Annotated in this window: 22 protein-coding genes and 3 pseudogenes; 6 read left to right on the top strand and 19 right to left on the bottom strand. The window is 63.7% G+C overall.

Annotation, left to right across the window (positions count from 1 at the left end):
• Positions 1 to 147 precede the first annotated feature (147 nt).
• From BN976_RS28500 to BN976_RS28460, 9 genes and pseudogenes are all read right to left on the bottom strand, one after another.
• On the bottom strand, positions 148 to 1,410 hold the full coding sequence (locus BN976_RS28500; protein ID WP_133167750.1) for a transaldolase: 1,263 nt from the start codon (positions 1,408 to 1,410) through the stop codon (positions 148 to 150).
• Positions 1,411 to 1,460: 50 nt separating this feature from the next.
• A complete protein-coding gene (locus BN976_RS32995) occupies positions 1,461 to 2,444 on the bottom strand; it encodes a phosphotransferase (protein ID WP_073908056.1) in 984 nt (327 codons plus the stop codon).
• Positions 2,445 to 2,459: 15 nt separating this feature from the next.
• Positions 2,460 to 3,653: an ethanolamine utilization protein EutH gene (locus BN976_RS28485; protein WP_158498048.1), complete on the bottom strand. Its 1,194-nt coding sequence runs from the start codon at positions 3,651 to 3,653 to the stop codon at positions 2,460 to 2,462.
• A gap of 16 nt (positions 3,654 to 3,669) precedes the next feature.
• Positions 3,670 to 4,482, bottom strand: coding sequence for an HAD-IA family hydrolase (locus BN976_RS32990; protein ID WP_073908053.1), 813 nt, complete (start codon positions 4,480 to 4,482; stop codon positions 3,670 to 3,672).
• Positions 4,479 to 5,336 (bottom strand): class II fructose-bisphosphate aldolase, encoded by an 858-nt coding sequence (locus BN976_RS28475; protein ID WP_067991392.1) that lies wholly within the window; start codon positions 5,334 to 5,336, stop codon positions 4,479 to 4,481. Before BN976_RS28475 ends, BN976_RS32990 begins: the two co-directional genes overlap by 4 nt.
• A 251-nt stretch (positions 5,337 to 5,587) precedes the next feature.
• Positions 5,588 to 6,379 carry an FAD-dependent oxidoreductase gene (locus BN976_RS32985; RefSeq protein WP_067991389.1) on the bottom strand — a complete coding sequence of 264 codons (792 nt, stop codon included), beginning with the start codon at positions 6,377 to 6,379 and terminating at the stop codon, positions 5,588 to 5,590.
• Positions 6,372 to 7,811, bottom strand: a complete 1,440-nt coding sequence (locus tag BN976_RS28465; RefSeq protein WP_082902014.1) for an NAD(P)/FAD-dependent oxidoreductase — start codon at positions 7,809 to 7,811, stop codon at positions 6,372 to 6,374. The genes BN976_RS32985 and BN976_RS28465 overlap by 8 nt, the downstream gene beginning before the upstream one ends.
• A 225-nt stretch (positions 7,812 to 8,036) precedes the next feature.
• The gene (locus BN976_RS32980; RefSeq protein WP_229480072.1) at positions 8,037 to 8,924 is read right to left on the bottom strand and encodes a LysR substrate-binding domain-containing protein; all 888 of its coding nucleotides are present in this window, start codon (positions 8,922 to 8,924) and stop codon (positions 8,037 to 8,039) included.
• Positions 8,925 to 9,059: 135 nt separating this feature from the next.
• Positions 9,060 to 9,559, bottom strand: a pseudogene (locus BN976_RS28460) (ISL3 family transposase); the annotation flags it as partial.
• Between BN976_RS28460 and BN976_RS33645 the strand changes: the two are divergent.
• From BN976_RS33645 to BN976_RS32965, 5 genes and pseudogenes are all read left to right on the top strand, one after another.
• On the top strand, positions 9,458 to 10,231 hold the full coding sequence (locus BN976_RS33645; protein ID WP_185296625.1) for a hypothetical protein: 774 nt from the start codon (positions 9,458 to 9,460) through the stop codon (positions 10,229 to 10,231). The pseudogene BN976_RS28460 and the gene BN976_RS33645 overlap by 102 nt on opposite strands.
• A gap of 72 nt (positions 10,232 to 10,303) precedes the next feature.
• Positions 10,304 to 10,606 carry an SDR family NAD(P)-dependent oxidoreductase gene (locus tag BN976_RS32975; RefSeq protein ID WP_084182408.1) on the top strand — a complete coding sequence of 101 codons (303 nt, stop codon included), beginning with the start codon at positions 10,304 to 10,306 and terminating at the stop codon, positions 10,604 to 10,606.
• Between the two features lie 204 nt (positions 10,607 to 10,810).
• Positions 10,811 to 12,000, top strand: a protein-coding gene (locus BN976_RS28450) for an IS3 family transposase (protein ID WP_109489527.1) whose coding sequence is annotated in 2 segments (ribosomal slippage) — positions 10,811 to 11,081 and positions 11,081 to 12,000 — 1,191 coding nt in all. Because the reading frame shifts where the segments join, the coding sequence is not laid out codon by codon here.
• Positions 12,001 to 12,004: 4 nt separating this feature from the next.
• A complete protein-coding gene (locus tag BN976_RS32970; protein WP_222949735.1) occupies positions 12,005 to 12,382 on the top strand; it encodes an SDR family NAD(P)-dependent oxidoreductase in 378 nt (125 codons plus the stop codon).
• Positions 12,383 to 12,720: 338 nt separating this feature from the next.
• Positions 12,721 to 13,140 (top strand): annotated as a pseudogene (locus tag BN976_RS32965) (HNH endonuclease signature motif containing protein); the annotation flags it as partial.
• Positions 13,141 to 13,306: 166 nt separating this feature from the next.
• Here BN976_RS32965 and BN976_RS28445 read toward each other — a convergent pair.
• The 5 genes and pseudogenes from BN976_RS28445 to BN976_RS28425 all read right to left on the bottom strand — a co-directional run bounded on the left by BN976_RS28445 (position 13,307) and on the right by BN976_RS28425 (position 17,231).
• On the bottom strand, positions 13,307 to 13,516 hold the full coding sequence (locus BN976_RS28445) for a hypothetical protein (protein WP_041306424.1): 210 nt from the start codon (positions 13,514 to 13,516) through the stop codon (positions 13,307 to 13,309).
• A 98-nt stretch (positions 13,517 to 13,614) separates the two neighbouring features.
• Positions 13,615 to 14,366, bottom strand: a pseudogene (locus BN976_RS28440) (alpha/beta hydrolase).
• Positions 14,367 to 14,414: 48 nt separating this feature from the next.
• Positions 14,415 to 15,035: a LutC/YkgG family protein gene (locus BN976_RS28435; protein WP_036376213.1), complete on the bottom strand. Its 621-nt coding sequence runs from the start codon at positions 15,033 to 15,035 to the stop codon at positions 14,415 to 14,417.
• Positions 15,028 to 16,488, bottom strand: a complete 1,461-nt coding sequence (locus BN976_RS28430; RefSeq protein ID WP_011779925.1) for a LutB/LldF family L-lactate oxidation iron-sulfur protein — start codon at positions 16,486 to 16,488, stop codon at positions 15,028 to 15,030. Before BN976_RS28430 ends, BN976_RS28435 begins: the two co-directional genes overlap by 8 nt.
• The gene (locus BN976_RS28425) at positions 16,485 to 17,231 is read right to left on the bottom strand and encodes a (Fe-S)-binding protein (RefSeq protein WP_011779924.1); all 747 of its coding nucleotides are present in this window, start codon (positions 17,229 to 17,231) and stop codon (positions 16,485 to 16,487) included. The genes BN976_RS28430 and BN976_RS28425 overlap by 4 nt, the downstream gene beginning before the upstream one ends.
• A gap of 47 nt (positions 17,232 to 17,278) precedes the next feature.
• Between BN976_RS28425 and BN976_RS28420 the strand changes: the two genes are divergently transcribed.
• The gene (locus BN976_RS28420) at positions 17,279 to 17,650 is read left to right on the top strand and encodes a hypothetical protein (RefSeq protein WP_011779923.1); all 372 of its coding nucleotides are present in this window, start codon (positions 17,279 to 17,281) and stop codon (positions 17,648 to 17,650) included.
• 48 nt (positions 17,651 to 17,698) lie between these two features.
• On the opposite strand, the gene ppc is transcribed toward BN976_RS28420, so the two are convergent.
• The 5 genes from ppc to gap form a co-directional block, all read right to left on the bottom strand.
• Complete coding sequence (gene ppc, locus BN976_RS28415; protein ID WP_036376210.1) at positions 17,699 to 20,509, bottom strand: phosphoenolpyruvate carboxylase; 2,811 nt, start codon at positions 20,507 to 20,509, stop codon at positions 17,699 to 17,701.
• Positions 20,510 to 20,572: 63 nt separating this feature from the next.
• Positions 20,573 to 20,806 carry a preprotein translocase subunit SecG gene (secG, locus tag BN976_RS28410; protein WP_011779921.1) on the bottom strand — a complete coding sequence of 78 codons (234 nt, stop codon included), beginning with the start codon at positions 20,804 to 20,806 and terminating at the stop codon, positions 20,573 to 20,575.
• A 30-nt stretch (positions 20,807 to 20,836) separates the two neighbouring features.
• Positions 20,837 to 21,622, bottom strand: a complete 786-nt coding sequence (gene tpiA / locus BN976_RS28405; RefSeq protein ID WP_036376206.1) for a triose-phosphate isomerase — start codon at positions 21,620 to 21,622, stop codon at positions 20,837 to 20,839.
• Between the two features lie 28 nt (positions 21,623 to 21,650).
• The gene (locus BN976_RS28400; protein WP_011779919.1) at positions 21,651 to 22,874 is read right to left on the bottom strand and encodes a phosphoglycerate kinase; all 1,224 of its coding nucleotides are present in this window, start codon (positions 22,872 to 22,874) and stop codon (positions 21,651 to 21,653) included.
• A gap of 5 nt (positions 22,875 to 22,879) precedes the next feature.
• Positions 22,880 to 23,902: a type I glyceraldehyde-3-phosphate dehydrogenase gene (gene gap, locus BN976_RS28395; RefSeq protein ID WP_036376319.1), complete on the bottom strand. Its 1,023-nt coding sequence runs from the start codon at positions 23,900 to 23,902 to the stop codon at positions 22,880 to 22,882.
• Positions 23,903 to 23,928: the final 26 nt, after the last annotated feature.

Below are 23,928 nucleotides of genomic sequence, written 5' to 3'. Positions count from 1 at the left end.
GGCACGCCGCAAGCGGACGGGCAGGTGTTCTGCCCCGTAGCCAACTGGGGTTCCCCAGAAAAGTGCAGCGCGGCGGAACACGTGGAGAGTTGTTTACGACTCCACACCTATCCGGTGCCCGGGGTCAAACCCCGCCCTTCTCGCCACTCAACTCGCGGAAGAAGGCACTCGTGACACACTTCCTTCGCACGCCTTCAAAAATCTCTGTTGATAGCTGATGACATGGGGGCTGCTCGCCCAGCGCGCCAAATAGCGTGGATCAGTCGTGAGTAACACGCGATCCTGGAGATCGATGAACTCTGGCTCGACCAGCATCGACATCACCATCGGGAACAGCGTGTCTCCGTCGAGAGAACAGACGATCAATCGTGAATCAGGCAGATTTGATGCGCGCAGCCAGCGCACTGAGGCACGAGCGCTGTCCAAGCCATCGCTGCTTTCATTGTGGCGATAAGCCACCATCCGCTTGGCCTGAGACAGGGTTTCAAGGAGGTCGAGTTCAGCGTCGCCCTTACCCAAGTAGTGGTTCGCAATCAAGTACTGCCGAAGTTCTCTGATGAACCAGGAATCCTCAGTGGCTTCGAATGCGGCCAGCAACCCCGATATACGACGCGTGGCACTGAGCCGGTTACGTATGAAAGCGTTGATGAAATATGGCCGGATCTGCAATGCGAGAGGTGTCTGATACGGCTCGAACATAAGCGTGAAGTTGACGCGGTGACCCAACTCATGCAGCTTGTGCGCCAAGGAATGTCCGCGTAGGAGATCCTCGGGAGATCCGTCATAGTATCGGTTGTTCAGTAGACCATCGCCAGTCAGGAGCTGACTCGAAGCTGAGGGTGAGATCGCTCCTGTATGAGGGACTTTGACCACCAGGCGGTAGCGCGACAGGATATCCTCGTACATCTGAATCTCGTCGAGTATCTTGGCGAAGTCCTGTTCGTACGGATCGTGGAGTTCGACGGAGATGTCACACCCGGGGCCGACCTCGTCTCCTATTGCCTGTAACACTTCGTTGAGATCAGAGAATTGGCCGCCAACGTTGGCCTCCGGGTTGTTGAGAAAAAGGTCGTAGACGATCCCCGGATTGCAGGTCACATTGGCAATCAGATCGCGACATTCGGCGATTTCGTACGGGTTGGCAGAGTCTGCCGAGAACAGCAATGACGTCGGCCTACGTTGCCCATCCCGGGCATAGCCGATATCGCGAACGAGATCCAGGGTGACAGAGTGTGTCCCGGTGGTCTCCACACGGAAACCGGCTGGTGTGGATTCTCGCTTCGGCTCGAACAGATCAACAACCTCGCGGAAGCGAGCAGAGACATTCACCGCCGAACCAGTCTCGACCTGCGCCAGGATCGAGGGGTGAACTGCGTGAACGTATTCCGAGGCCCCCGACTCGACCCGCAACTGTCGTTCCCTGATCACTGTGGCGGAGTCGAGGTTTGGGTGAAGGGATGTTACGAGCACTGCACTTCCTTTATCTCAGTGGTGGCTTTTACCAGACTTAGGCTGTCTTGGAACGCTTTGCTGGCGGCGATGTCGTCCAGGCGCGTCATACAGGCGCGGCTATAGGCGGAATGGTCGAACTCGGTGAAGTGCGTGGTGCTGGCCGCCGCCGCCCATAGCGCCTCGCGCAAGCGGCTGTGGAAGCGATACATTCGCAGAGCCGCGAGCAGATATTCGAGTGAATCCCCCGTCGAGTTGTACTCGTCGGCGAATTGGCGTTCCTCGACGGCACTCAACTCCCACTTCTCGGCAAAATCACCACAATCGAAGAACCTGTCTCCGCCGCCCGCATACTCCCAATCGATGAGGCTTACGCCCGACTGCGAGACCAGCACGTTGCCAACCGAAAGGTCTGCGTGTAGCAAGCAGGGTTCGTACGTGCCTCGAGCCCGCTGGCAGCGCCTACTCAATTCGATCGCCCACGTGAAGGGAGCGGACGCCTGCGGGATCAATTCCTCGACCCTCCGGAATAGCCACTCAGCGCCATCGAACGGGTCCGAGATGTAGTTTCGCAACCGAGTCCCGCGGGTGTTCTTATGCAGTCGAGACAATGCGGCGGCAGCCAGGGTGATTACCCGCGAGCGGTCTTCGGGTCCGGATGCGCCGGCGTTCTCGAGGAAGTCAGTGATCAGAGCACATGGATCGCCTTGTCGCCATGCCACGAGTTTCGGGCCCAGCTTCAGTTCTTCGACAATCGGCATTACCTGCTTCTGAGTGTGGCGGTTGATTCCGATACGCGCTGCGAGCTCGTTGGAGAGCAACAGTTGAACGGCGAAATCCTCTTGTGCGCCACTGGAATCTGATTCGACGGTGACCCGCCAATTACGATTCGTCATGCCGCCGTCTAGCGCGACCGACTTCCAGGGTCGGCTCGGCCATTGCGCTCGAACGACGGTTTCCAAGTCACGCTGTGCGGTGGAATCTGAGTTAGTCATGGGTCGCCCTGGCCGCTACGCGTGTGTGCCGGAGTCGAGGAACGGTTCGTCCTTCTGAGCCAATCGCTCAGCGGTGGGTACCGCGATGTAGCGTGCCAGGACGATGGCGAGAATGGCCGCAGTCAGCTTTCCTACGAGCACAGCGCCGATCAAGTTTGGCTGGAAGTTGGCCGTGAATGACAGGTGATCGCCCAGCAAGAAGCCACCACATACCACGAACGCGATCGATATCACCTTATCCCGCGGCGACATGTTCTTGACGACGTGGAAGAGCGCGAGCGCATTTGCAGCACCGCCGAGCATTCCGGTGACTCCGGTTTCGCCGATTCCTACCCGATTCCCCAGGCGGCTCAGTGGCCCGGCGAGAAATTTGTTGATCGCGTAGACCATGGGAAACGCACCTGCGAGCATGATTCCGACCGCACCGACGACCTCGAGGGCACGGAAGTGGTCATCCGCCGTGGCAATGATCGGCTCGAATCCCCACGCTCCGAACATCTTCGTGAAGATACCGGTGAAGTACTCGACGATCGACAGTGCGAGGATTATCTTCACGGCCGCATCGATCAGGCGGCCAAAGATGATGAACGCCTTGATCATAAATCCCGGTGCGAACTTCAGTCCGGCGGCGATGGCTACGACGATCAGCAGCAGGGGGAGCAGATTGGCGAGTAGCTCTTGAATGTTGAGGCCGTCAATCACAGTCTCCGAAGGCCCGGTTGTTCGCACATCTCCACGGATGAGCGGACGCGTGATCATTATGATCACCATGGTCACCAAGACCCCGATCGGGATTGTGAGCACGCCCGACATGATGCCCAATGCCATGTATCGCTGGTCGGTCTTCTGTAGCATCGCGAGACCAACGGGGACGGTGAACACAATCGTCGCACCGGCCATGAACCCTGTCACCATTGCCGTGATCCACGCTCCGCTATCACCCGCCGTAGCGAAGGCAAGTTGATACCCGCCCATATCGGAAGCGATGAATGTGGTTGCCGCGATCGAAGGGTCGGCCCCCAATGCTTGCCAGATCGGCCCGGCGCCCTTCTCGACCGCGGTGGTCAGGTATGGGATGGACGCCATGATCCCCGCTACCGGGACGAACAAGTGGCCGATGGAATGAATACCTTGAAGAAATTCCTTCCCAATTCCGGAATCACTGTTACGTATCGCAAATGCAGCACCGATGAGGACGAACGCCATCATGGTGTAGAGAACTATGTTACTGACTATTTGCATGACCCCTCACTTCTGTATGCGGAGCCTTGACGTTCAGGAGTTCTAATAGATGTCTGTATTCGACTACTCCGTCAGTCATGCTCTCGTCCAAACCTTTCCCAGCGTTCTGTATCGGTTGGCCCGGGTCTCCGAGCTCGCTGACGACCACTGCTGCAGCGCTGAGATCTTCATGGATCGTGTAAGTGCTTGGTGTCGCGATTACAGCAGTGATGCCGGCTGTGAGCGCCGCCTGTACACCTATCGCGGAGTCCTCGACAACAACTGCGTCCCCGGCCTTGACGCCCAACCGATTGAGGGCAAGCAGATAAATGTCCGGTGCAGGCTTCTTCAGCTGAACATCATCGCCCGCGCACACAGTGAAGTGGCCGGCCAGGTCCGCTCCCATCACCTTGTTCAGGACCGCACGGACTGATTCGTGCGCAGAGGTCGACGCGACTGCGAGTAGCCAACCTTGTCGAAGCGCTTCGCGAGACAACCGTCGAACGCCGGAGCGAGCCTTAATTGCACCAGAGTCGAGCAATTCGACATATAGTTCGGTCTTTCGCCGATGCCATGTCGCGATCAGGGTTTCGAGTTCGATTCCATTGGTGAGTTCGTGTTGCTCGAGGAATTCTCGGGATAGGAGAGCGCGTAGCCGCTCCTTGCCGCCGCCGACCTGCAGAGCCTGCCGGTAAGTCTCGTCGGTCCACTGGAATGCGACTTTGTTTTCCGCAAAAACCCTATTGAACGCGACTCGATGGCCGTCCCGTTCGGTGTCGGCAAGAACACCATCGCAGTCGAGAATAAGCGCTTTCACGACGACACCGAGCCGGCACTGCCGAACTGTCGGATGTAGTGGACCACGATCTGTTGAAGGTCTTGCCGTACTTGCGCGATTACTGTCAGCGGTTCCGCGGCCGAGGGGTGCGCAGTGAGATAATTTCGGTATCCCTCGATAAAGGCACGCTTCAATGCGGTCGAAATGTTGACCTTTGCACACCCCGCGGCGATCAGTTCGCCGAATTGTTCTGCAGAGAGTCCCGATCCGCCGTGCAAGGCCATAGGGATGTTTGTGGCGGCGACGAGATCCCGGACCCGCTGGATATCCAGCTGGGGCTCTTGCTTATAGAGGCCGTGTGCGTTTCCGATGGCTGGTGCGAAACAGTCGATCCCGGTGACATTGATGAACTCGATGACCTTCTCGAGCGGGTACAGAGTAGGAGCGTCGTCGCTGCCGATGCCGTCCTCGACGCCTTGGATTCCCTCGACCTCGCCTTCGACGTTCACCCCGCGGGCGTGAGCTTCCTCCACCACCTCTTTGGTCTGGGCAGTCGCCTCGCCCAACGACAAGTGGGATGCATCGAACAACACCGAATCCCAGCCCTCGCGGATGCATTCTGAGATGACACCCCGGTCCGGGCAGTGGTCCAGGTGCAGTGACACCGGCGATCCGGAAGCTGAGGATACCAGCTTGAAATGATCCGATAGGCGCCTTGCGCCAATGGATTTCACTGTCTTCACAGATGTCTGGATGATGATCGGCGCTTTCTCTGCCTCTGCAGCCTCAACGGCGGTTCGCAATGTCAACTCATCAAAGACATTGAGCCCCAGGACGCCGTAGTGACCGGCCAGCGCCGCACTGACGATCTCGTTGAAAATGTTGCTTGCCAATTTATTTCGTCCGTTTCGAGGAGGTTGACCAGCGTCCGATACCGAAGGCGGCCAGCGGTACAACGCCCAGAACTGCCAGAACGACGGACACCAGTGGTAGATCGGATCTCTCTAGCGTGACCTCGGATCGCCACGCACCCAGCGAGGCCTTCACGACAATACGGCGGTCTTGGATATGGACACCGTCGACGGTTACGGGGAATCTCCCTACGGGCGACAAGACTTGCATGATCTTCTCCAGTGTTCGTGCCTCAGCGGAGGCGGCTGTCTATTTGACGGACGGTTTCGGTCGCCACAGCCAGCGACTCGTGATCTGTCTTTGGATCCGCCGTTGAAAAGCACTCGTAGACCGTCGGAGCGTCGGAGAACACGGCTCCCTCGATGTTGCGCATAGGAATTCGCCCGGCGGCCAGGATCACCGAGTCCGCGTGAAGCTCTACAGGACCGTCCGCAGTCTCGATCACGAGAGTGTGAAGGCGCGGAAAGCCAAGCACGGCTTTGGGAGTCGCCTGGTCGTATACCTGCACGCCTGCTTGCCATACACCTGTTCCCGGCCCGGCAGTCACCACGGTCACTCGCTCAGCACCCTTGCTCAGCAGCTTGCTGCTCAGGTGATGCGCCAACTCGCCGGCACCGATAACGACGGGTCGACGGCCAGGCAGTAAGCCGGCGTCCAGAAAGTGAAGGGCTGCTGATCCCGGCAACACGCCACTTCCTCGCTCACCACCGATGTTGAGCTCAGCTCGGGTTCGGGGTCGCGTTCCAGTCGCGAGAACGAGCGCTGTGATAGCGGTGCTGGTGGCGCCGTCGATACCCAGTGTCGACAGGCTTCCGTTACGGTATTCGACTGCCAGCGTGCCCAAGACCAGCTTGACACCCGCGGCTTGTGCCGCTTTGACCAGTGTCGCCGCATCGCGCTCAGGCTCCTGCCCCCCGGCCTGTGGGAGTCGTTCCACCAGAGTCACCGTCAACCCTCGTTCGGCCAGCATCCGGGACGCGTGAAGTCCACAGCGGCCACCGCCGGCCACCATCACGTCAGTCATTGGTGTTTCCCACCCCCAAGTCGGAGCCTTCTTCGTGATATGGGATCTGCCAGGGCTCATGGCCCGTGTAGAGCGAGGTGATGAACGAAACACCGGACAGACACGCTGAACCTTGGCACCGGCCCCATGTTGCGTGTGTTCGGCGGGCGACGCCGGCGATCGACGTCGCGGGCAAAGGCGATGACAGCGCTTGGTGAATATCAGCCGCAGTGACCTTCTCGCACGCGCAGATGACGGTGCGCCCGAGCGGGTCGGCGGCTGCGCGTGCACAATCCAGGTCCTGCCAGAGCGGGCTAGAGTAACTCAGGGTGCGAACAGGATTCGGCGCCGCATGGGTGCTAAGGCCTCGTTCCCAGAGCAGGGTGGTCACGTACGGGCCAATCCCCGGCGAAGCCGAGACGCCAGTGGAGCGAATTCCGGCGACTTGCAAGAGATTCTCGGCAGACTCCGACCATCCGATGCGATAGGTCGGATCGGAATTGGCGCGCACGCCGGCAAAACGTTTGGTCACATAGCTCAAGTCGATAGACGGCATCATGTCCATGCACCGACGCAGGACGGCGTCGAGCCCGTCCTCATCCGTTGACCGGTCGAGCTTGTCGTCTTGGTCTTCGGCTGTCGGTCCCAACAACACCGAGCCGTGCGCGGTGGGCAGCACCATCGGGCCGTGCCCAAGCTTCCCCGGGACCCCGGTCAGCATGCCCGGGACCTGGGCGCCGAATTCGCGGTCGAGCAACGCCCACTGTCCGCGTCGCGGCGTGACCGTGAACTCTTCGCCGCCGAGTGCGCGCGACACCTGGTCGGCACCGAGCCCGGCGGCGTTCACCACGAACCTGGGCCGGAAGGTTCGTCGTGAAGTCTCGACGGACAACACCCGGCCGTCGTCGTTCTTCGCGCTCTTGACCGGTTCCGAGAAGTAGAAACGGACACCGTTGAGCGCAGCCTGCTCGGCATAGGCCACCGATAGGCGCACCGAGTCGACCACGCCTTCGTCGGGGATGTGGAGGCCCGCGAGCGTTTTGGTGGACGCGTGCGGTGCCTCCTGAGACACCTCGTCCCCAGTCAGGAGATGGGCGTCGACCCCGTTTTTCTGGGCACGTTCGGCCCACTTCGGCAACTCTTTGACCTCGTCCTCGGTCAATGCGAGCATCGTGATTCCCACACGACGGAAGGCGACACCGAGATCTTCCGCGATCTTCTCCCACTGGGGCGCCGAAGCCAGGATCAGCTGCGCTTCCAGGCTGCCCGGGGCAGCCGACCATCCGCAGTTGGCCACACCACTATTGGCTTTGGACGTCTCTTCTCCGACGTCGTGCCATCGCTCAACCACGGCGACGTCGATGTCGAGGAGCGAGAGCTCCCGCGCGATCGATGTTCCCACCACCCCTGCGCCGATGATCAAGACGTCAACAGCGTTGTCTCGCAACGACAATCTGGCACCTCATTCGATTAAATCTTGGTCCACCCACTGCCCATTTGGACGTCCACCGAAGAATAGGATTAGCCGATATCAAAGGCCAAGGAAACGGCGTCGTATATATGCAAATGGCATATGACCGAGATCGGACCTCGGAATTACCAATAGGTGGACGGTAGCCAACGCGCACATTCACAGCGGGCAGGGTGAAGCGGTGGCCAGCTACGGGCTGGCGACGCCTCAGGTTCCAGATCCCTTGGCGATCGCTTCGGTGAGCAGCGCCTGGAAGTATCGATCAGCGGGTGCCTGGACTACGTTCCGCAATGTCACCGCACGGACATCCCGCTGGCCCCAATCGACCCCCGAGACCGTGAAGTCGACGAGCTCACCGCGCCGTCGCTCATCCGTAATGGCATAAATGGAAACGAACCCGATTCCGGTGCTCTGGCGAGCTACGCGCTTGATCGCGTCGATCGAGCCCATCTCCCACACCGCACCCCAACCCGGATCTGCCGTGTGCAGCCGCAGGGCTTGCGCACGGGTGCTCGAACCATGTTCCTGAACCAACAGTGTTCGAGACTTCAACTGGTCGAGGGAAACGCAGCCATCGGAGGAGATGTCGACTGCGCCGGGACTGCAGATGCCGACGATCTCGTCAGCGCCGATGCTCTCGGAGCGAAGACCGGGCAACTTGGACTCACTGCAGATGATGGCAAGAGTAATCCGCCCCTTGTGTAGCCACTCCATCACGGCTTCAGTCGAACCGACGGAGACCCTCACGGCGACGTCTGGGCAGCGGGCGATGAAAGACGCGACGACAGCGGGCAAGATGTAAGTACCTGGCACCGACGACGCGCCGACGGATAACACTCCCGATCGCAATCCGGCGCGCGCGGCCAGCGTTGATTCACCTGCAGCGAGGCTGGCCAGTGCCTGCGAAGCGCAGCGTGCCAGGATCTGGCCCGCGGGGGTCAGTACCAGTGACCGACCAGAACGTTCGGCTACGGGCTCGCCGGCTGCCGAGTTCAACAGACGTAAATGCTCGCTGGCCGAAGGCTGGCTGATTCCGATGGCAGCAGCCGCTGCGGAGAGGCTCGAAGCCCGATCCAGTTCGATCAGCAACCTCATCCGTGTGGAATCCCACACATCCATCAGTGTCGGCATGACGTCATAGTTCCCTAGTCGGGGCGACATGACCAGCCTGAATCGCTTTGAAGCGCCCGAACCGGCGCTGGCGTGAAGTCGATGAATCTCACGCTGCCTTATCACGCGCACGCCGTCGAAGCGGGCCGGGTCGGCGATCAGCACTCGCTGGCCTTCGGCCAGGACGGCGTTGTTGGCGGTGTTCCACGATACTGCCAAGGCTTCGGCGACGCCGGTGACGGTCAGGTGTTGGCAGACAATGGCTTTGAGCGCCCACTGCAGAGCGCTCCGGGATAGCTTGGCGCGTGGTTCGGCGGCGTTGCTGAGGTCTTGGCGCCACACACGGGCACAGCCGGCGCAGCGGTAGCAACGGATCGTGACCAGCAGTGTGGTGGGGCGCCCGAACGGCTCATGAGCCAGTTCTCGGGTGAGGCTGTCACGGGCACGGCCTTCCTCGCCGCAGCGGCGGACCAGCGGTCCTCGTCGGTGACTCGGCACGCCAGTACCGCGTGATCGGGGTGGACCTGCTGGCCGGTCACCTCCAACCCGAGGTCGTCGAGGCGGCAGAAAGTGGTCAGGTCAGCGCAGGCGAAGCCCGCTCGACCGGTAGCGTTGGGCACGTCGAGGTCTTTCGGATGAGGCGTGTAGGAACCTTCATCTTCGAGAGACCTCGACCCCTATCCGGCAGCGACGCGCCGATCACCTCTACACCCTCAACTGCGAAGAGCCCCTTTACCCGGCTAATCTTGAGCCTCCTGGCGACCGGTATCGCACCGCGCTCCTTCTATTCCGCCGAAAACGCAGAATCCAGGATTACCGCTCACTTTGACGGCCTGCCGGCAGATTTCGTCGCTGCGGCAGTTGCAGCACTTGGCTCACAGTTCGAAGAAGGGTTTCATTCGTACAACGTCGTCAACCCGCATGAAGACGCCGTATCGTTGGATGTCATCGTCGACTGGCTCATTGAAGCGGGCGAGCCGATCCGACGCATCGACCACTATGGTGATTGGTTTATGCGGTTCGATACTGCTGTCCGCGGACTGCCAGAATCATTACGGAAGTACTCCGTCTACACACTGATGGACGGCTACCGGCAACCGCAAACTGCGCTGAGCGGCTCAGCCGTCCCGGCGGATAAATTTGCCACAGCTCTCCGAGAATCGGGTAATGGCACCTCGTCCATCCCGCACATTACTCCGGGCCTCGTCGCGAAATACGATAGCGGACCTGAGGAAACTTGGCCTGGTGGGACTCGCGTGACCTACCGCTCGTTGTGGCAGTCACTGAGCTGATCATCCTGAGCGCCATCAACAAGTTGACACGGGCGAATAGAAGCAAGCCATTAGTTATATAAGGAGACGCAAATGATACGACCCGGAACTACTGCACTAATTACGGGAGCAAGCGGCGGCATAGGCGCAGAGTTCGCAGCACAGCTCGCTGATCGAGAGGTCGACCTCGTCTTGGTGGCACGTAATACCGATAGGCTCGCTGAAGTCCGCGACGTGCTCAACAAGCGCAAACCTCGCGTCCGTATTGATTTGATAGAAGCCGATTTGTCGACTCCTCAATCGGGAGCGGAGATTTCTCGGCAAGTAGCCTTACTCGACCGGCATATCGATGTTCTGATAAATAACGCGGGCGCAGGTATTCATGGTGATTTTTGACTCAGAATATTGAAACGCATTTAGCGCAAATTCAACTTAATAGTATAACTGTAGTAGACCTGACTGCGCGGTTCCTTCCGGGAATGGTGAAGGCAGGCCACGACCTTGTCATCAACATCGCTTCGACCGCCGCGTTCTGGGGTTGACCCCTGATGGTGGACACCTGACTGGTGGGACTGCTGGTCTCACGGGAAGGATGTCCGTATGTCGGGCAAGCGTAAGAAGTACACCCCGGAGTTTCGGGAGCAGGCTGCCCGCCTGGTGATCGAGACGGGTCGTCCGATCGCTCATGTGGCCGCCGAGATCGGTGTCGGTGAGCAATTGCTGGGCCGCTGGGTGCACCAGGCTCGGCGCGCCGCCTGCGCCGGGGATAATGGCGCGGTGCTTGATGCTGATGAGCGGGCCGAGTTGGAGCGGTTACGCAAGGAGAACGCCGAATTGCGTTTGGACCGGCAGTTTTTGAAAAAAGCCGCGGCCTTCTTCGCCTCCGAACAGAACCCGTAGACGCCTACGTTCTGATCGAAGCGGAGAAGGCCACCTACGCGATCACCCGGATGTGCGAACTGCTGGAAGTCTCTCGCTCAGGGTTCTACAAATGGCGCAAAACCCAGGCCGCGGGACCCTCGCTGGCGGCGCAGCGGCGTGCCGAGCTCGACGCCAAGGTCGCGGCCTTCCACAAGGCCTCTGACGGCGTGTACGGCGCTCCACGGATCCTGGCCGACCTGCGCGATGGCGGTGAGACGGTGTCGCGCAAGACGGTGGCCGCCTCGCTGCGTCGCCAGGGCCTGGCCGGGATCAGCCCACGTACCTTCGCGCCGGCGACCACGATCGTCGATCTGGATGCCCCGGTGCCCAAAGACCTGGTCAAACGCCGGTTCGACGTCGGCGAACTCGACCGGGTCTGGACGTCGGACATCACGTATTTGCGCACCGGTGAGGGCTGGCTGTACCTGTGCGCGGTCCGCGACGGCTGCAGCCGGCGGGTGATCGGCTGGGCCATCGATGAGCACATGCGCACCGACCTGGTCGAGGCGGCCGTGGCGATGGCGGTGGCGATGCGCGGCGAGTTGGCCGAGCAGGTCGTGCTGCACGCTGACCGCGGCTGCCAATTCACCAGCGCGCAGCTGGCCCGGTTCGCCCGCGATCACAACCTGGCCCGCTCAGTGGGCCGTACCGGAGTGTGCTGGGACAACGCCCAGCAGGAATCATTCTGGGGCACAATGAAAGTCGAGTTCTATGACCGCTACTTGTGGCCCACCAAGGCAGCCGCTAAGCTCGCCGTCGGCGACTGGATCGAACGGGTTTACAACCGCCGCCGGCGCCACTCGGCCCTCGGAATGACCTCACCGGTCGACTACGAGAACCGGATCACTCAGACGGCACAAGCCGCCTGACCCTGTGTCCACCAAACGGGGTCAAGCCCAGTTCCAACCAACTCCCAGCATGGCGGTGTATGGAGCAACGAAGGCGTTTGTCCTCTCTTTCACCGAGGCTCTATGGCAGGAAACCCGCGAAGCCGGCGTCCGTGTGTTGACCGTATGCCCGGGACCAACCGAGACCGAGTTTTTCGCACGCTCGGGTGAGCAGTTCATGTCGGAAGCGCGACAGACGCCAAAACAAGTTGTAGACGCTGCCCTTAGTGCTGTTTCTAAGTCCACCCCTACCGTTGTATCGGGTGCACGGAACAGTTTACTTGCCTGCTGTTACCGCTTTATGCCAAGACGGGTCATGCTGAAGGTCACACAACGGATGATGAGGCCAGCAGCCGTTCACTAGTAACACAGGGGTGCGACCCGCGGCAACGAGTCGGGCAGGATTCCAATCAAGCCACCGAAGCAGGACCGGGCCGGCGTTGCCGCCCCCGATCGGATGGACAGATCCTCGGAAGAGCACCCTTCACGGGGGCCCGACGATTCACGAGTCACACCCAATCAGGAGGGCGACAGCGATCCTGTCAGCCAGCACAGGGCCAGCCATGCAAATACTTACAGACGGTTCACACTGCCCGAACACACCCCATAGCCAGGCCCGCAACACCAAAACACCGTGGGCTCCCGATGAAACCCCTTCAGTCCGAACGAACCCACGGGACTGGGACGTATTAACGACTTGTCACCAACCTGAACTGCAAATGCCGCACCCACCACCTCGGCAAAACCTTCGCCGAAGGCTGGCAGGAACAGCAACTCCCTGATGGCACGGTGATCTGGACCACCCCGGCCGGGCAGCGCCACACCACAGTCCCTGGCAGCCGGTTGTTCTTCCCCGCCTGGGACACCACCACCGCCGAACTACCACCGATGACCGCTCCGCCACCAGATCCCAACCGACTGGCCAAAATGCCGAAACGACGACGCACCCGCGCCGCCGACCAAGCCGCCCGCATCAAAACCGAACGCGAACACAACGCCACCCAACGCGCCCTCGAACGACAACAGGCCCTCGACCGACAACCGAGAACCGAAGCCGGACGAATTGGGTGCGAAGGCCTACCGCCGCCACCCGGCTACGGCGACGACCCACCACCCTTTTGAGCGGTGCGGGCATCAGCGACGCCTGCGAGGTACTGGGCGACGCGGTCGGTCAACGCAGCATGCGTCGCCCTCGGGTCGCGGTCACACTGGCGAATCCACATGTTGATCAGACGCATGTGACGCGCGCCCGGTTCCCTCTCCGGGGCTACCGGAAGTTTTCCGTTGTTCAGTCCTGGCAATCCATGATGCTCGCCTCGACCACCTGCATCGCCGGTTTCTGGCCGTCTGCGAGGGTCTCCCTACGGATGCAGTCGACGAGACGCTGCTGGTCGCCTCGGTGCGTCAGCTCCATGTACGCCCAGAAGCCCAGAATGCCGCCGGAGACCACAATGATTAGCGCTGACGAAAAGATCACCATTTTGAGCTGAAATGCCACTACCTTCGCCTCCTCCCTGGTGGAGACGGTAACTCCGTCCAAGCGGTGATAGCTGAGGAGAATCTGTGGGTTGATACGCCGTCGAACCGCCAACGTGACTAGTTCGGAGACATGCCACCGTTGCGAGCGGCGCGGGCAGGTTGATCAGACGCAGGTGACCTCAAATCGGTTCTCTGCCCGAGGCAGTCATCGATCCATCCGTGGATGTCGTCGAGGGCGGCGTGGGCCATCGCCGTGGGGTGCAGCGTGAAGCCGTGCGGAGATTCCGGATAGACGCGAAGTTCCACATCGACGCCGGCCGCCCGGCCGGCGTCTGCGCACTGAGGTCGAATGTCCCGTACTGCAGGACCGCCCCCGCGAAGGCGTCGATGCCCCGGTCTCGCAGGCGCAGCAGCGTCGTCATGGCCAGCGTCGCCCCCGCCGACACACCGCCGATGACGAGCCGGCCCGTGCCGAATCTTGCTTCCGCCGATTCGGCCAGCCACTTCGCCACAGTCTCACAGTCATCGGGCGCGGCAGGCCAGGGATGTTCGGGAGCCAACCGGTAATCGACGCTCACCACTGCCACCCCGAGCCGGTCGGCGAGCGCGCTGTTTCGCACATCGTTGTCGCTGGCGGCGCCCATGTAGAAGCCGCCGCTGTGAATGTCGAGCAGCACCCCGCACGGCGCGTCGGCAGGCGTGATGATCCGCACCGGGACGTCGCCGGCGAGCTCTTCGGTCGCCGGCGCAACGGAGACCGTCTCCTGGCGATGCTGGGCACGAACCATTTGCAGCTCATCCCAATTGCGCGGTCCCCGCGCACCTGACCGCCGCAGGCGGAATGCGTGGGCTTCGTCCGCATACTGCATCAACCGAGGGTCGATCAGATGGTCCAGCCCAGCCTCAACGAGATCCCACTAGCCGACGACGATCACATGCAGCGTACGCGGGCCGTGCACGCCTTCGACGCGGTCCAGCTCGATGTCGCTGGTTGCACTGGGACCGCTGATCCACGTCAACGGCCGCGTGTGGAGCTCCGAATCCATCAGCCGTGCAACTGCTTTCGGCATATCGTCGACGATCTGGTCGGCGCGGACCACACAGACGTGGACGTCGGGTACCAAGCTCAATGCCCGGCGGCCCTGTCCGGGTCCGTGCGACAGCACGATTGTCCCGGTGTTGGCCACGGCCACCGTCGCCGTGGTCACGACCGCATCGACACCGTCGAGTTGGGAGGCCGTCAAACCGCCGTCGCCGACCCAGTCAGCGCTGTCCGGCCAGGCCTCCCGCACCACCCCGTCGGCGACGACCTTCCGAAGTCCCCGCAGCGCCAGCGCGATCGCCTCGCCGACGCCTGCCTCACCGACCCGCTCGATCGTGGCCCGATAGTCCGCGACGCGCTCGACGAAGCGGTCGACGAGATCGAGGCCACCGGTGCCGACCGGTCGACCGTAGGTCCACGGCACTTCGGGGACCGCCGGCCGGTCACCCAGCGCCGCCCGGATGCGAGCGAGAATCTGCGCCCGAGCCTCACTCACGAGTGCCGCCGTCCGTCCGATCCCACCACGCCCGGAACGACTCGGCCGGCGGCACCGGCGCGTCCCGCGCCCCGGACCATGCGCCGGCCGGCCACGGCAGCGATCGCAACGTCTGCTTCCCACCGAACAGATTGCTGCGCAGGGCCTTCCCGCCGGCACCGGCGGCCTTCTCCACCGCCTCCAGCCTGCGGTGGTCGGCGAACACCCAGCCGGCGGCCTTCATCGCCAGCTGCTCCGCCGACGGCACGCCGCCCCGGTTCTCGTCGACCACCCGCGTGCGCAGATGTACGAGCATCGACGGGATGTCGATACGCACCGGGCACACGTCGAAGCACGCCCCACACAGACTCGACGCAAAGGGCAGTGACTTGTCCACGTCGCTGGCCGTACCGCGCAGCTGCGGCGTCAGGACAGCGCCGATCGGCCCGGGATACACCGAGCCGTAGGAGTGCCCGCCGGTCCGCTCGTACACCGGACACACGTTCAGGCACGCCGAACACCGGATGCAGCGCAGTGCGGCGCGCCCCTTCGCGTCGGCGAGCACCTGGGTGCGGCCGTTGTCGAGAAGCACGATGTGCACATTCTGCGGGCCGTCACCGCCCGCAGGACCCGTCCAGATCGAGGTGTACGGATTCTCCCGCTCCCCCGTGCTGCTGCGCGGCAGCACCTGCAGCAGCACTTCCAGGTCCCGCCACGACGGCAGCACCTTCTCGATACCCACCACCGAGATCAGTGTGTCCGGCAGCGTGAGGCACATCCGCCCGTTGCCCTCCGACTCGACCACCACCAGGCTGCCGGTGTCGGCGATCGCGAAGTTGGCGCCCGACACTGCGACCCTGGCCCGCAGGAACTTCTCCCGCAGATGCAGCCGCGCCGCCTCTGCCAGCCGGCGCGGATCGTCGGTCAGGTCCTCCGGAGCAGCCCGCCCCACCTTGCCCATCTCCCGCAGGAAGATCTCCCGCACCTCGGCCCGATTGCGGTGGATCGCGGGCACCAGGATGTGACTGGGCCAGTCGTCCCCGAGCTGGACGATGAGCTCGGCCAGGTCGGTTTCCCACGCGGCGATCCCGGCGGCGGCCAGCGCCTCGTTGAGCTCGATCTCCTGGGTGGCCATCGACTTGACCTTGACGACCTCGGACGCACCCTGCTCCCGCACCAGGTCGACGACGATCCGGTTGGCTTCTTCCGCGTCCCGGGCCCAGTGCACCGTGGCTCCGGCCGCGGTGGCTTTGGCTTCGAACGACTGCAGATGCTCGTCGAGCCTGTGCAGCGCCGAGTCCTTGATCGCCTCGGCGGCCAACCGCAGTTCCTCCCAGTTGTCCAGCTCGCCGACCACCCGGGCCCGCTTGTCGCGGATGATCCCGGTGGCGTGCGCAAGATTTCGCCGCAGCACCGAATCGCCGAGGGCGGCCCTGGCCGCGGCCTGAAACGTCGGATGGATGCGTTCGGTCATGCCGCATCACCTTCGGTGGAGGCGAGGATCTCGGCCAGGTGCATGACCCGCATCCCGCTGCGCTGGCGAGACAACAACCCGCCGATGTGCGCCAGGCATGAATTATCGCCGGCCACAAGGACTTCTGCACCCGTGTCGCGCGCCGCCCTGGCCTTGTCGAATCCCATCGCCACCGATGTGTCGGCGTTCTTCATCGCGAAGGTGCCACCGAATCCGCAGCACTGGTCGGCCCGCGGCAGCGCCACGAGGTCGATGCCGCGCACCGCCTCCAGCAGTCTCAACGGGCGGTCCCCGACACGCAGCATCCGCAGCGAATGACACGTCGGATGGTAGGTGACGCGGTGCGGGAAGTAGGCGCCGACGTCGGTGACACCGAGCACGTCGACGAGGAACTCCGAGAGCTCGTACACGTTGGGTGCAACCGCATCCACCGCGCTCCGCAACCCGGGGTCCCGAGCCCGTGCCGCGATGTCGCGGTGTTGGTGGCGCACCGAGCCGACACAGGACCCCGAGGGTGCGACGACGGCGTCGTAGCCGGCGAAGGCGGCGACGAAACTGCGCACCGCAGGGATGGCTTCGTCGGCATAGCCGGTGTTGGTGAACATCTGACCGCAGCAGGTCTGCGCGGCCGGGAACTCGACATGGCACCCGAGCCGGCGCAAAAGCCGCACAACGGCTTTCGGAGTCTCCGGCCACATCAGGTCGTTGTAGCAGGTGGCGAACAGCGCCACCCGCGTGTTCATGCGCGCATCCACACCACCGTAACCGATACGTCGGTCATACTGGCCGAATGGCAGACAAGGGTGGCAGACCAGTACGGACCGGCCCGGAGCGGATCCGCAAGCTCGCACAGGCGGCAATGAACGCCGACGTCACCGTCGAGCAGGTCGACACCATCCTCGAAGGCCTCGGGGAGACGCTGGAGGACCTCAACAAGGCCACCGCCAACCTCGACGTCACGCTGGAGCGGTTCAACGACACCATCAATCAGATCAACGAACTCGCGCCCCGCCTGCACGGTGTCGTCGATCGGATGGAGGGCATCGTCACCCGGGTGGAACGCATCGTCGGCGTCGGCGAGTCGGTGATCTCCCCGCTGGCCGCCACCGAACACGCGATCCGCGGCGCGGTCGACAGGGTGCGCCGGAGCACGGGGCTGTAGCCACCGTCGCGACAGCGACAATCCAGCCACCGTCGCGACAGCGACAATTCAGCCGCTGTTGCGCAGCGCGGTGGCCAGTCCGCTCATCGTCAGCAGGATGCCGCGCTGCACCAGTTCGTCCTGATCGCCGGAACGGTAGCGGCGCAGCAGCTCCACCTGAAGATGATTGAGCGGCTCCAGGTACGGGAAACGGTTGAACACCGACCGGGCCAGCGCCGGGTTGTCGGCCAGCAGATCGTCGTGCCCGGTGATCAGCTCGTGCATGCGGATCGTGCGTTGGTGTTCGTCGGCGATCTTGTCGAACACCCGTCGGCGCAGCGCCTCGTCCTCGACAAGCTCCGCGTACCGGTACGCCAGCCCCAGATCGGATTTCGCGAGCACCTGAGCCATGTTCGACAACACCGTCGCGAAGAACGGCCACCGTCGGTACAGGTCCTGCAGCACCGCGAGGCGCTCCGCACTGCCGGGGCCTTCGCCCACATACTCCTCGAACGCGGTTCCGGTGCCGTACCAGCCGGGCAGCATGACCCGGGACTGGCTCCACGCCAGCACCCACGGGATGGCGCGCAGGTCCGAGATGGACGTCGTCGGCTTGCGCGAGGTGGGACGGCTGCCGATGTTGAGCGCACCGATCTCGCTGACGGGTGTCGATGCCTTGAAGTACTCGACGAAACCCGGTGTCTCGTGCACAAGTTCGGCGTAGGCCCGCTGCGCGCGCGCCGCGAGATCGTCGAGCACCTCGTAGGCCGGGTTCGCGGCGTCTCCGAGCCCCTCGACGTCGAGCAGGGTGGCCTCCAGCGTGGCGGCGAGCAGCGTCTCCAGGTTGCGGCGCGCGATCCTGGGCTCAGCGTACTTCGCGGCGATGACCTCGCCCTGCTCGGTGAGGCGCAGCGAACCCTGCACTGCGCCGGGCGGCTGCGCCAGGATCGCGTCGTAACTGGGTCCACCGCCGCGGCCTACGGTGCCGCCGCGGCCGTGGAACAGGCGCAGGCGGATGCCGGTCCTGCGCGCCGACTCCACCAGGTCCAGCTCCGCGCGGTAGAGCGCCCAGTTCGCGGCCAGATAGCCGCCGTCCTTGTTGGAGTCCGAGTAGCCGAGCATGACCTCCTGGCTGCCGCCGCGGGCCGTGACGACTGCCCGGTACAGCGGAAGGTCAAGCGCCGCTTCGAGAATGGACGCGCCATGCTGGAGGTCGTCGATGGTTTCGAACAGCGGCACGATCCCGACGGGTGCGTACGGGTGCGCCGAGGTCGCATCGAGCAGTCCCGCCTCTTTCAGCAGGATCGCGGCCTCGAGCATGTCCGAGACGGACTGGCACATCGAGATGACATAGTTCGGCACGGCCTCCGGCCCGAACACGTGCACGGCTCTGGCCGCGGCCGCCACGATGTCGAGTTCCTTGCGCGCCAGTTCGGACAGCTCGGCGTCTTGGCCGATCAGTGGGCGGCGGGTACCCAACTCGGCGGCCAGGATCTCGACGCGTTCGGACTCGCCCAGACTCGCGTAGTCGGGGTGCACACCGGCCCACGCCAACAGCTCGGCGACGACCTCTTCGTGCACGTCGGAGTTCTGCCGCATGTCGAGCCCTGACAGATGGAACCCGAACACCCGCACCGCTTCCCGCAGACGAGCCAGCCTGTCGTCGGCCAGGACCGCGCTGCCGTTGGCGCGCAGCGACGCGTCGATGACGTCGAGGTCGTCCAGGAGCTCGCCGGGTGCGGAGTAGGGATCCATTCCGAGGTCGAGCTCGTGCTCGGGCTGACGGTCGAGGATCTGCCGGGCGGTCGCGGTCAGCCGAGCGTGCACCACACGAAGGGCCCGACGGTACGGTTCGTCGGCCCGCGCCGGCTCGTGGCAGGCGTCGGCAAGGGCTCCCAGCTGATCGCTGATGTGCACGAGCCGCGCCGACATCGACAGCTCCTGCTCGAGGGCGGTGAGCTCGGCGAAGTAGTGCGCGAACGCGGTGTGGGCGGCGCTTCCGGTGGCGAGCCGGACCACATCGGCGGTCACGTTCGGGTTGCCGTCGCGGTCGCCACCGATCCACGACCCGGGCCGCACGATCGGCTCTTCGAGCAGCCCGCCCTCCGGCCAGCGGGCCTGCAACGCCGTGCGCACCTCGGCGTTCACCTGTGGGATCACCTCGAAGAACGCCGCCGCGTAGTACCGCAACCCCGTCTCGATCTCATCCTGGATCTTCAAGCGGGACAACCGGATCAAGGCGGTCTGCCACAACGTGAGGATGTGGCGGCGCAGTTCGCGGTCGATGTCCCGGCCGTCCGCGGTGGTGTGCCCGTGCAGTCGCAACCGCATCAGCTCGGTGATGCGGTGCTGGGTGTCGAAGACGGTGCGGCGGCGCGTCTCGGTGGGATGGGCGGTGATGACCGGGGAGACCAGCGCGCCGGCGAGAGCGTCGGCAACGGCGACCGCATCGAGTTCGGCGCTGTCGAGTTTGAGGTAGGTGGCGGCAAGGCTGCTGTCCTGCGGCGGTTCCCCGGCCGCTTCGTGGACTGTCCTGCGGCGTTCCCGGTGGATGTCCTCGGCCACGTTGGCCAGCAGGGCGAAGTGCGTGAAGGCGCGGATCACCGGGAGGGCGAGGTGGACGTCGACCCCGTCGAACAACTTGGCGATGTCGGCACGGTCGATCTCGGAGCGGCGCACCCGGAACGCCTCGACACGGGCCCGCTCGATGAGGTCGAACACCTCGTCGCCGTTCTGCTCGCGCACGGTGTCACCGAGGATCGCCCCGAGCAGCCGGATGTCCTCGCGCATCGGCTCGGTGGCGTCCCGGCCCACCTGGGTGCGGTGGACGGCTCCGATCGGTTCGAGCGCGGTCTCGGACATCTCCGGAGCTTGACCCATCAATCGATTATCTCCGCTGCCCGTCGAGGCTGCAGAACGAGACAGGTCAGGTGGCAAGCAGAATTAGCCGTACTTGATCTGCAGGGCCATCCCCACGATGGAGACGATCCAGATGCCGGTGACGAACAGCGTCAGCCGGTCGAGGTTCTTCTCCACGACGGTGGAGCCGGACAGGCTTGACTGCACACCACCACCGAACAGGCTGGACAGGCCGCCGCCCTTGGCGCGATGCAGCAGAACCAGGAGAACGACCAGCACGCTGGTCACGACCAGGGTGATCTGCAGGGCCAATTGCATAGCGGCCAGACTACCGAACGACGCAGACGGTCAGGGAAGAGGCCCGCCTGCGGCGATTGCCGACAGCATCGAGAACTGCTCGCCGTCCAGCGACGCGCCACCGACCAGCGCACCGTCGACATCGGCCTGGCCGACGATCTCACCGACGTTCTTCGCGTTCACCGAACCGCCGTAGAGCACCCGCACACCGGCGGCGAGCTCCGGTGAGGCCAGGTTGCCCAGCTCGTCCCGGATCGCTTTACAGACCTCTTGGGCATCGGCGGCGCTGGCCACCCGGCCGGTGCCGATCGCCCACACCGGCTCGTAGGCGATAACAGCCTGACCGATCTGCTCGACACTCAGTCCGGCCAGCGAGCCGCGCAGCTGGTTGACGTTGTACTCGACGTGGTTGCCGGCCTCGCGGACGTCGAGGTGCTCACCGATGCAGATGATCGGGGTCAGCCCGTGCTTGAACGCCGCGGCCGCCTTCGCCGCCACCAGCGCGTCGTCCTCGTTGTGATAGGTCCGCCGCTCGGAGTGCCCGACGACGGCGAACGTGCAGCCGAGCTTGGCGAGGAACGCGCCGCTGATCTCGCCGGTGTAGGCCCCGGAGTCGTGCTGCGACACGTCCTGCGCACCGTAGGTGAGCCGCAGCTTGTCGCCGTCGACCAGTGTCTGAACGCTGCGCAGATCGGTGAACGGCGGGATGACCGTGACATCGACCTTGTCGAAGTACTTGTCCGGCAACGAGAATGCGATCTTCTGAACCAGCGCGATCGCCTCGAAGTGGTTCAGGTTCATCTTCCAGTTGCCGGCGATCAGCGGCTTACGGGACAAGTGGCTCTCCTAGGTTTGGAAGTCAGGACTACTCGAGTACTTGGATACCGGGCAGCTCTTTGCCCTCAAGGTATTCCAGCGACGCGCCGCCGCCGGTGGAAATGTGCGAGAAGCCGTCTTCGGGCAGCCCGAGCTGGCGCACCGCGGCGGCAGAGTCGCCGCCGCCGACCACGCTGAACGCACCCTTGCCGGTGGCACCGATGATGGCCTCGGCCACCCCCTTGGTGCCCGCGGCGAACGCCGGGAACTCGAACACGCCCATCGGGCCGTTCCAGAAGATCGTCTTGGCGTTGGACAGCAGCGCGGTGAAGCGCTTCACCGACTCCGGGCCGATGTCCAGGCCCATCTTGTCGTCGGGGATCCGGTCGGCGGCGACCGTCTCGGCGGGTGAGTCGGCGGCGAACTTCTCCGCGACCACGATGTCCACCGGCAGGTGCAGCACGTCGCCGTAGTCGTCGAGCAGCTTGCGGCACGTCTCGACCATGCTCTCTTCGAGCAGCGAGCTGCCCACCGAAAGCCCTTGTGCGGCAAGGAAGGTGAAGCACATTCCGCCCCCGATGACCAGGCTGTCGGCCTTGGTCGCCAGGTTCTCGATGACGGCCAGCTTGTCCGACACCTTCGAGCCGCCGAGCACCACGGCGTAGGGTCGCTCGCCTGCCTCGGTCAGCTGGGCCAGCACCTTGATCTCGGTGTCGACCAGAGTGCCTGCGTAGTGCGGCAGCAGCGTCGCCACGTCGTAGACCGACGCCTGCTTGCGGTGCACCACCCCGAAGCCATCAGAAACAAAGGCAGCAGACGAACCATCTTCTCCACCGACGAGTTCGACGAGCGCCTTGGCCAGCTTGAGCCGCTCCGCGTCGTCCTTGCTGGTCTCGCGCGGATCGAAGCGGATGTTCTCCAGCAGCAGGATGTCGCCGTCGGTCAGCCCTTCGGCGCGGGCCAGGGCGTCGGTGCCGACCACGTCGCCGGCCAGCTGCACGTGCCGACCGAGCTTCTCCCCGAGCGCCTTGGCGACCGGCGCGAGGGAGAACTTCGGATCCGGCTCGCCCTTGGGCCGGCCGAGGTGGGCGGTGACGACCACCTTGGCGCCGGCGTCACTCAACGCCTTCAACGTGGGCACCGAGGCGATGATGCGTCCCGGATCAGAGATGTTGCCATCGTCGTCGACGGGCACGTTCAAATCGGAGCGCACCAACACGCCCCGCCCCGTTACCCCTTCGGAGAGAAGGTCGTCGAGTGACTTGATCCCCATTGCAGTTAGAGCGACTTGCCGACGAGGCCGACGAGATCGACGAGGCGGTTGGAGTAGCCCCACTCGTTGTCGTACCAGGAGACGACCTTGGCCTGATTGTCGATGACCTTGGTCAGGCCCGAATCGAAGATCGAGCTGTGCGGATCGGTGACGATGTCGCTGGAGACGATCGGTGCGTCGTAGTACTTGAGGATGCCCTTGAGCGGTCCCTCCGCCGCCGCCTTCATCGCCGCGTTGATCTCGGCGGCGGTGCCCGGCTTGGCCAGCTCGGCGGTCAGGTCGGTGCACGAGCCGGTGGGGATCGGAACCCGCAGCGCATAGCCGTCCAGCTTGCCCTTGAGTTCGGGCAGCACCAGGCCGATCGCCTTGGCGGCGCCGGTGGACGTGGGCACGATGTTGAGCGCGGCCGCCCGCGCGCGGCGCAGATCCTTGTGCGGGCCGTCCTGCAGGTTCTGGTCCTGGGTATAGGCGTGCACGGTGGTCATCAGGCCCTTGACGATGCCGAACTCGTCGTTGAGGACCTTGGCCAGCGGGCCGAGGCAGTTCGTGGTGCACGACGCGTTGGAGATGATGTTCTGGCTGCCGTCGTACTTGTCGTCGTTGACGCCGAGCACGATGGTGATGTCCTCGTCGCTGGCCGGCGCGGAGATGATGACCTTCTTGGCGCCCGCGTCCAGGTGGCCCTGCGCCTTGGCGCGGGCGGTGAAGATGCCGGTGGACTCGACGACGACGTCGACACCCAGATCGCCCCACGGCAGTGCCGCCGGGCCTTCCTTGACCTCGAGGGCCTTGATCTTGGTGTCGCCGACGACGATGGTGTCCTCACCCTCGAGGCTGACGTCGTAGGGCAGCCGGCCCAGGATCGAGTCGAACTTCAGCAGGTGCGCCAGCGTGGCGTTGTCGGTGAGGTCGTTGACGGCGACGATCTCGATGTCGGTGTTCTTGCCGTCCGCCTTCTGCGCGTCCAGTGCGCGGAAGAAGTTGCGCCCGATACGGCCGAAGCCGTTCACGCCTACCCGGATCGTCACGTCTGTCTCCTCTGGTTCGATCATGA

The organism is Mycolicibacterium austroafricanum, assembly GCF_000612725.1.
Taxonomy (GTDB): Bacteria; Actinomycetota; Actinomycetes; order Mycobacteriales; family Mycobacteriaceae; genus Mycobacterium; species Mycobacterium austroafricanum.
This window is presented reverse-complemented; position numbering and strand designations above follow the sequence as displayed.

Coding starts and splice junctions, on each gene's coding strand:
- BN976_RS28430 (WP_011779925.1), bottom strand. CDS start 16,488: ATGACCGAACGCATCCATCCGACGTTTCAGGCCGCGGCCAGGGCCGCC.
- ppc (WP_036376210.1), bottom strand. CDS start 20,509: ATGGGTCAAGCTCCGGAGATGTCCGAGACCGCGCTCGAACCGATCGGA.
- secG (WP_011779921.1), bottom strand. CDS start 20,806: ATGCAATTGGCCCTGCAGATCACCCTGGTCGTGACCAGCGTGCTGGTC.
- BN976_RS32985 (WP_067991389.1), bottom strand. CDS start 6,379: ATGACTGACGTGATGGTGGCCGGCGGTGGCCGCTGTGGACTTCACGCG.
- BN976_RS32980 (WP_229480072.1), bottom strand. CDS start 8,924: ATGAGGTTGCTGATCGAACTGGATCGGGCTTCGAGCCTCTCCGCAGCG.
- BN976_RS32975 (WP_084182408.1), top strand. CDS start 10,304: ATGATACGACCCGGAACTACTGCACTAATTACGGGAGCAAGCGGCGGC.
- BN976_RS28425 (WP_011779924.1), bottom strand. CDS start 17,231: ATGAACACGCGGGTGGCGCTGTTCGCCACCTGCTACAACGACCTGATG.
- BN976_RS32995 (WP_073908056.1), bottom strand. CDS start 2,444: ATGACTAACTCAGATTCCACCGCACAGCGTGACTTGGAAACCGTCGTT.
- BN976_RS28400 (WP_011779919.1), bottom strand. CDS start 22,874: ATGGGGATCAAGTCACTCGACGACCTTCTCTCCGAAGGGGTAACGGGG.
- BN976_RS28485 (WP_158498048.1), bottom strand. CDS start 3,653: ATGATGGCGTTCGTCCTCATCGGTGCTGCATTTGCGATACGTAACAGT.
- BN976_RS28420 (WP_011779923.1), top strand. CDS start 17,279: ATGGCAGACAAGGGTGGCAGACCAGTACGGACCGGCCCGGAGCGGATC.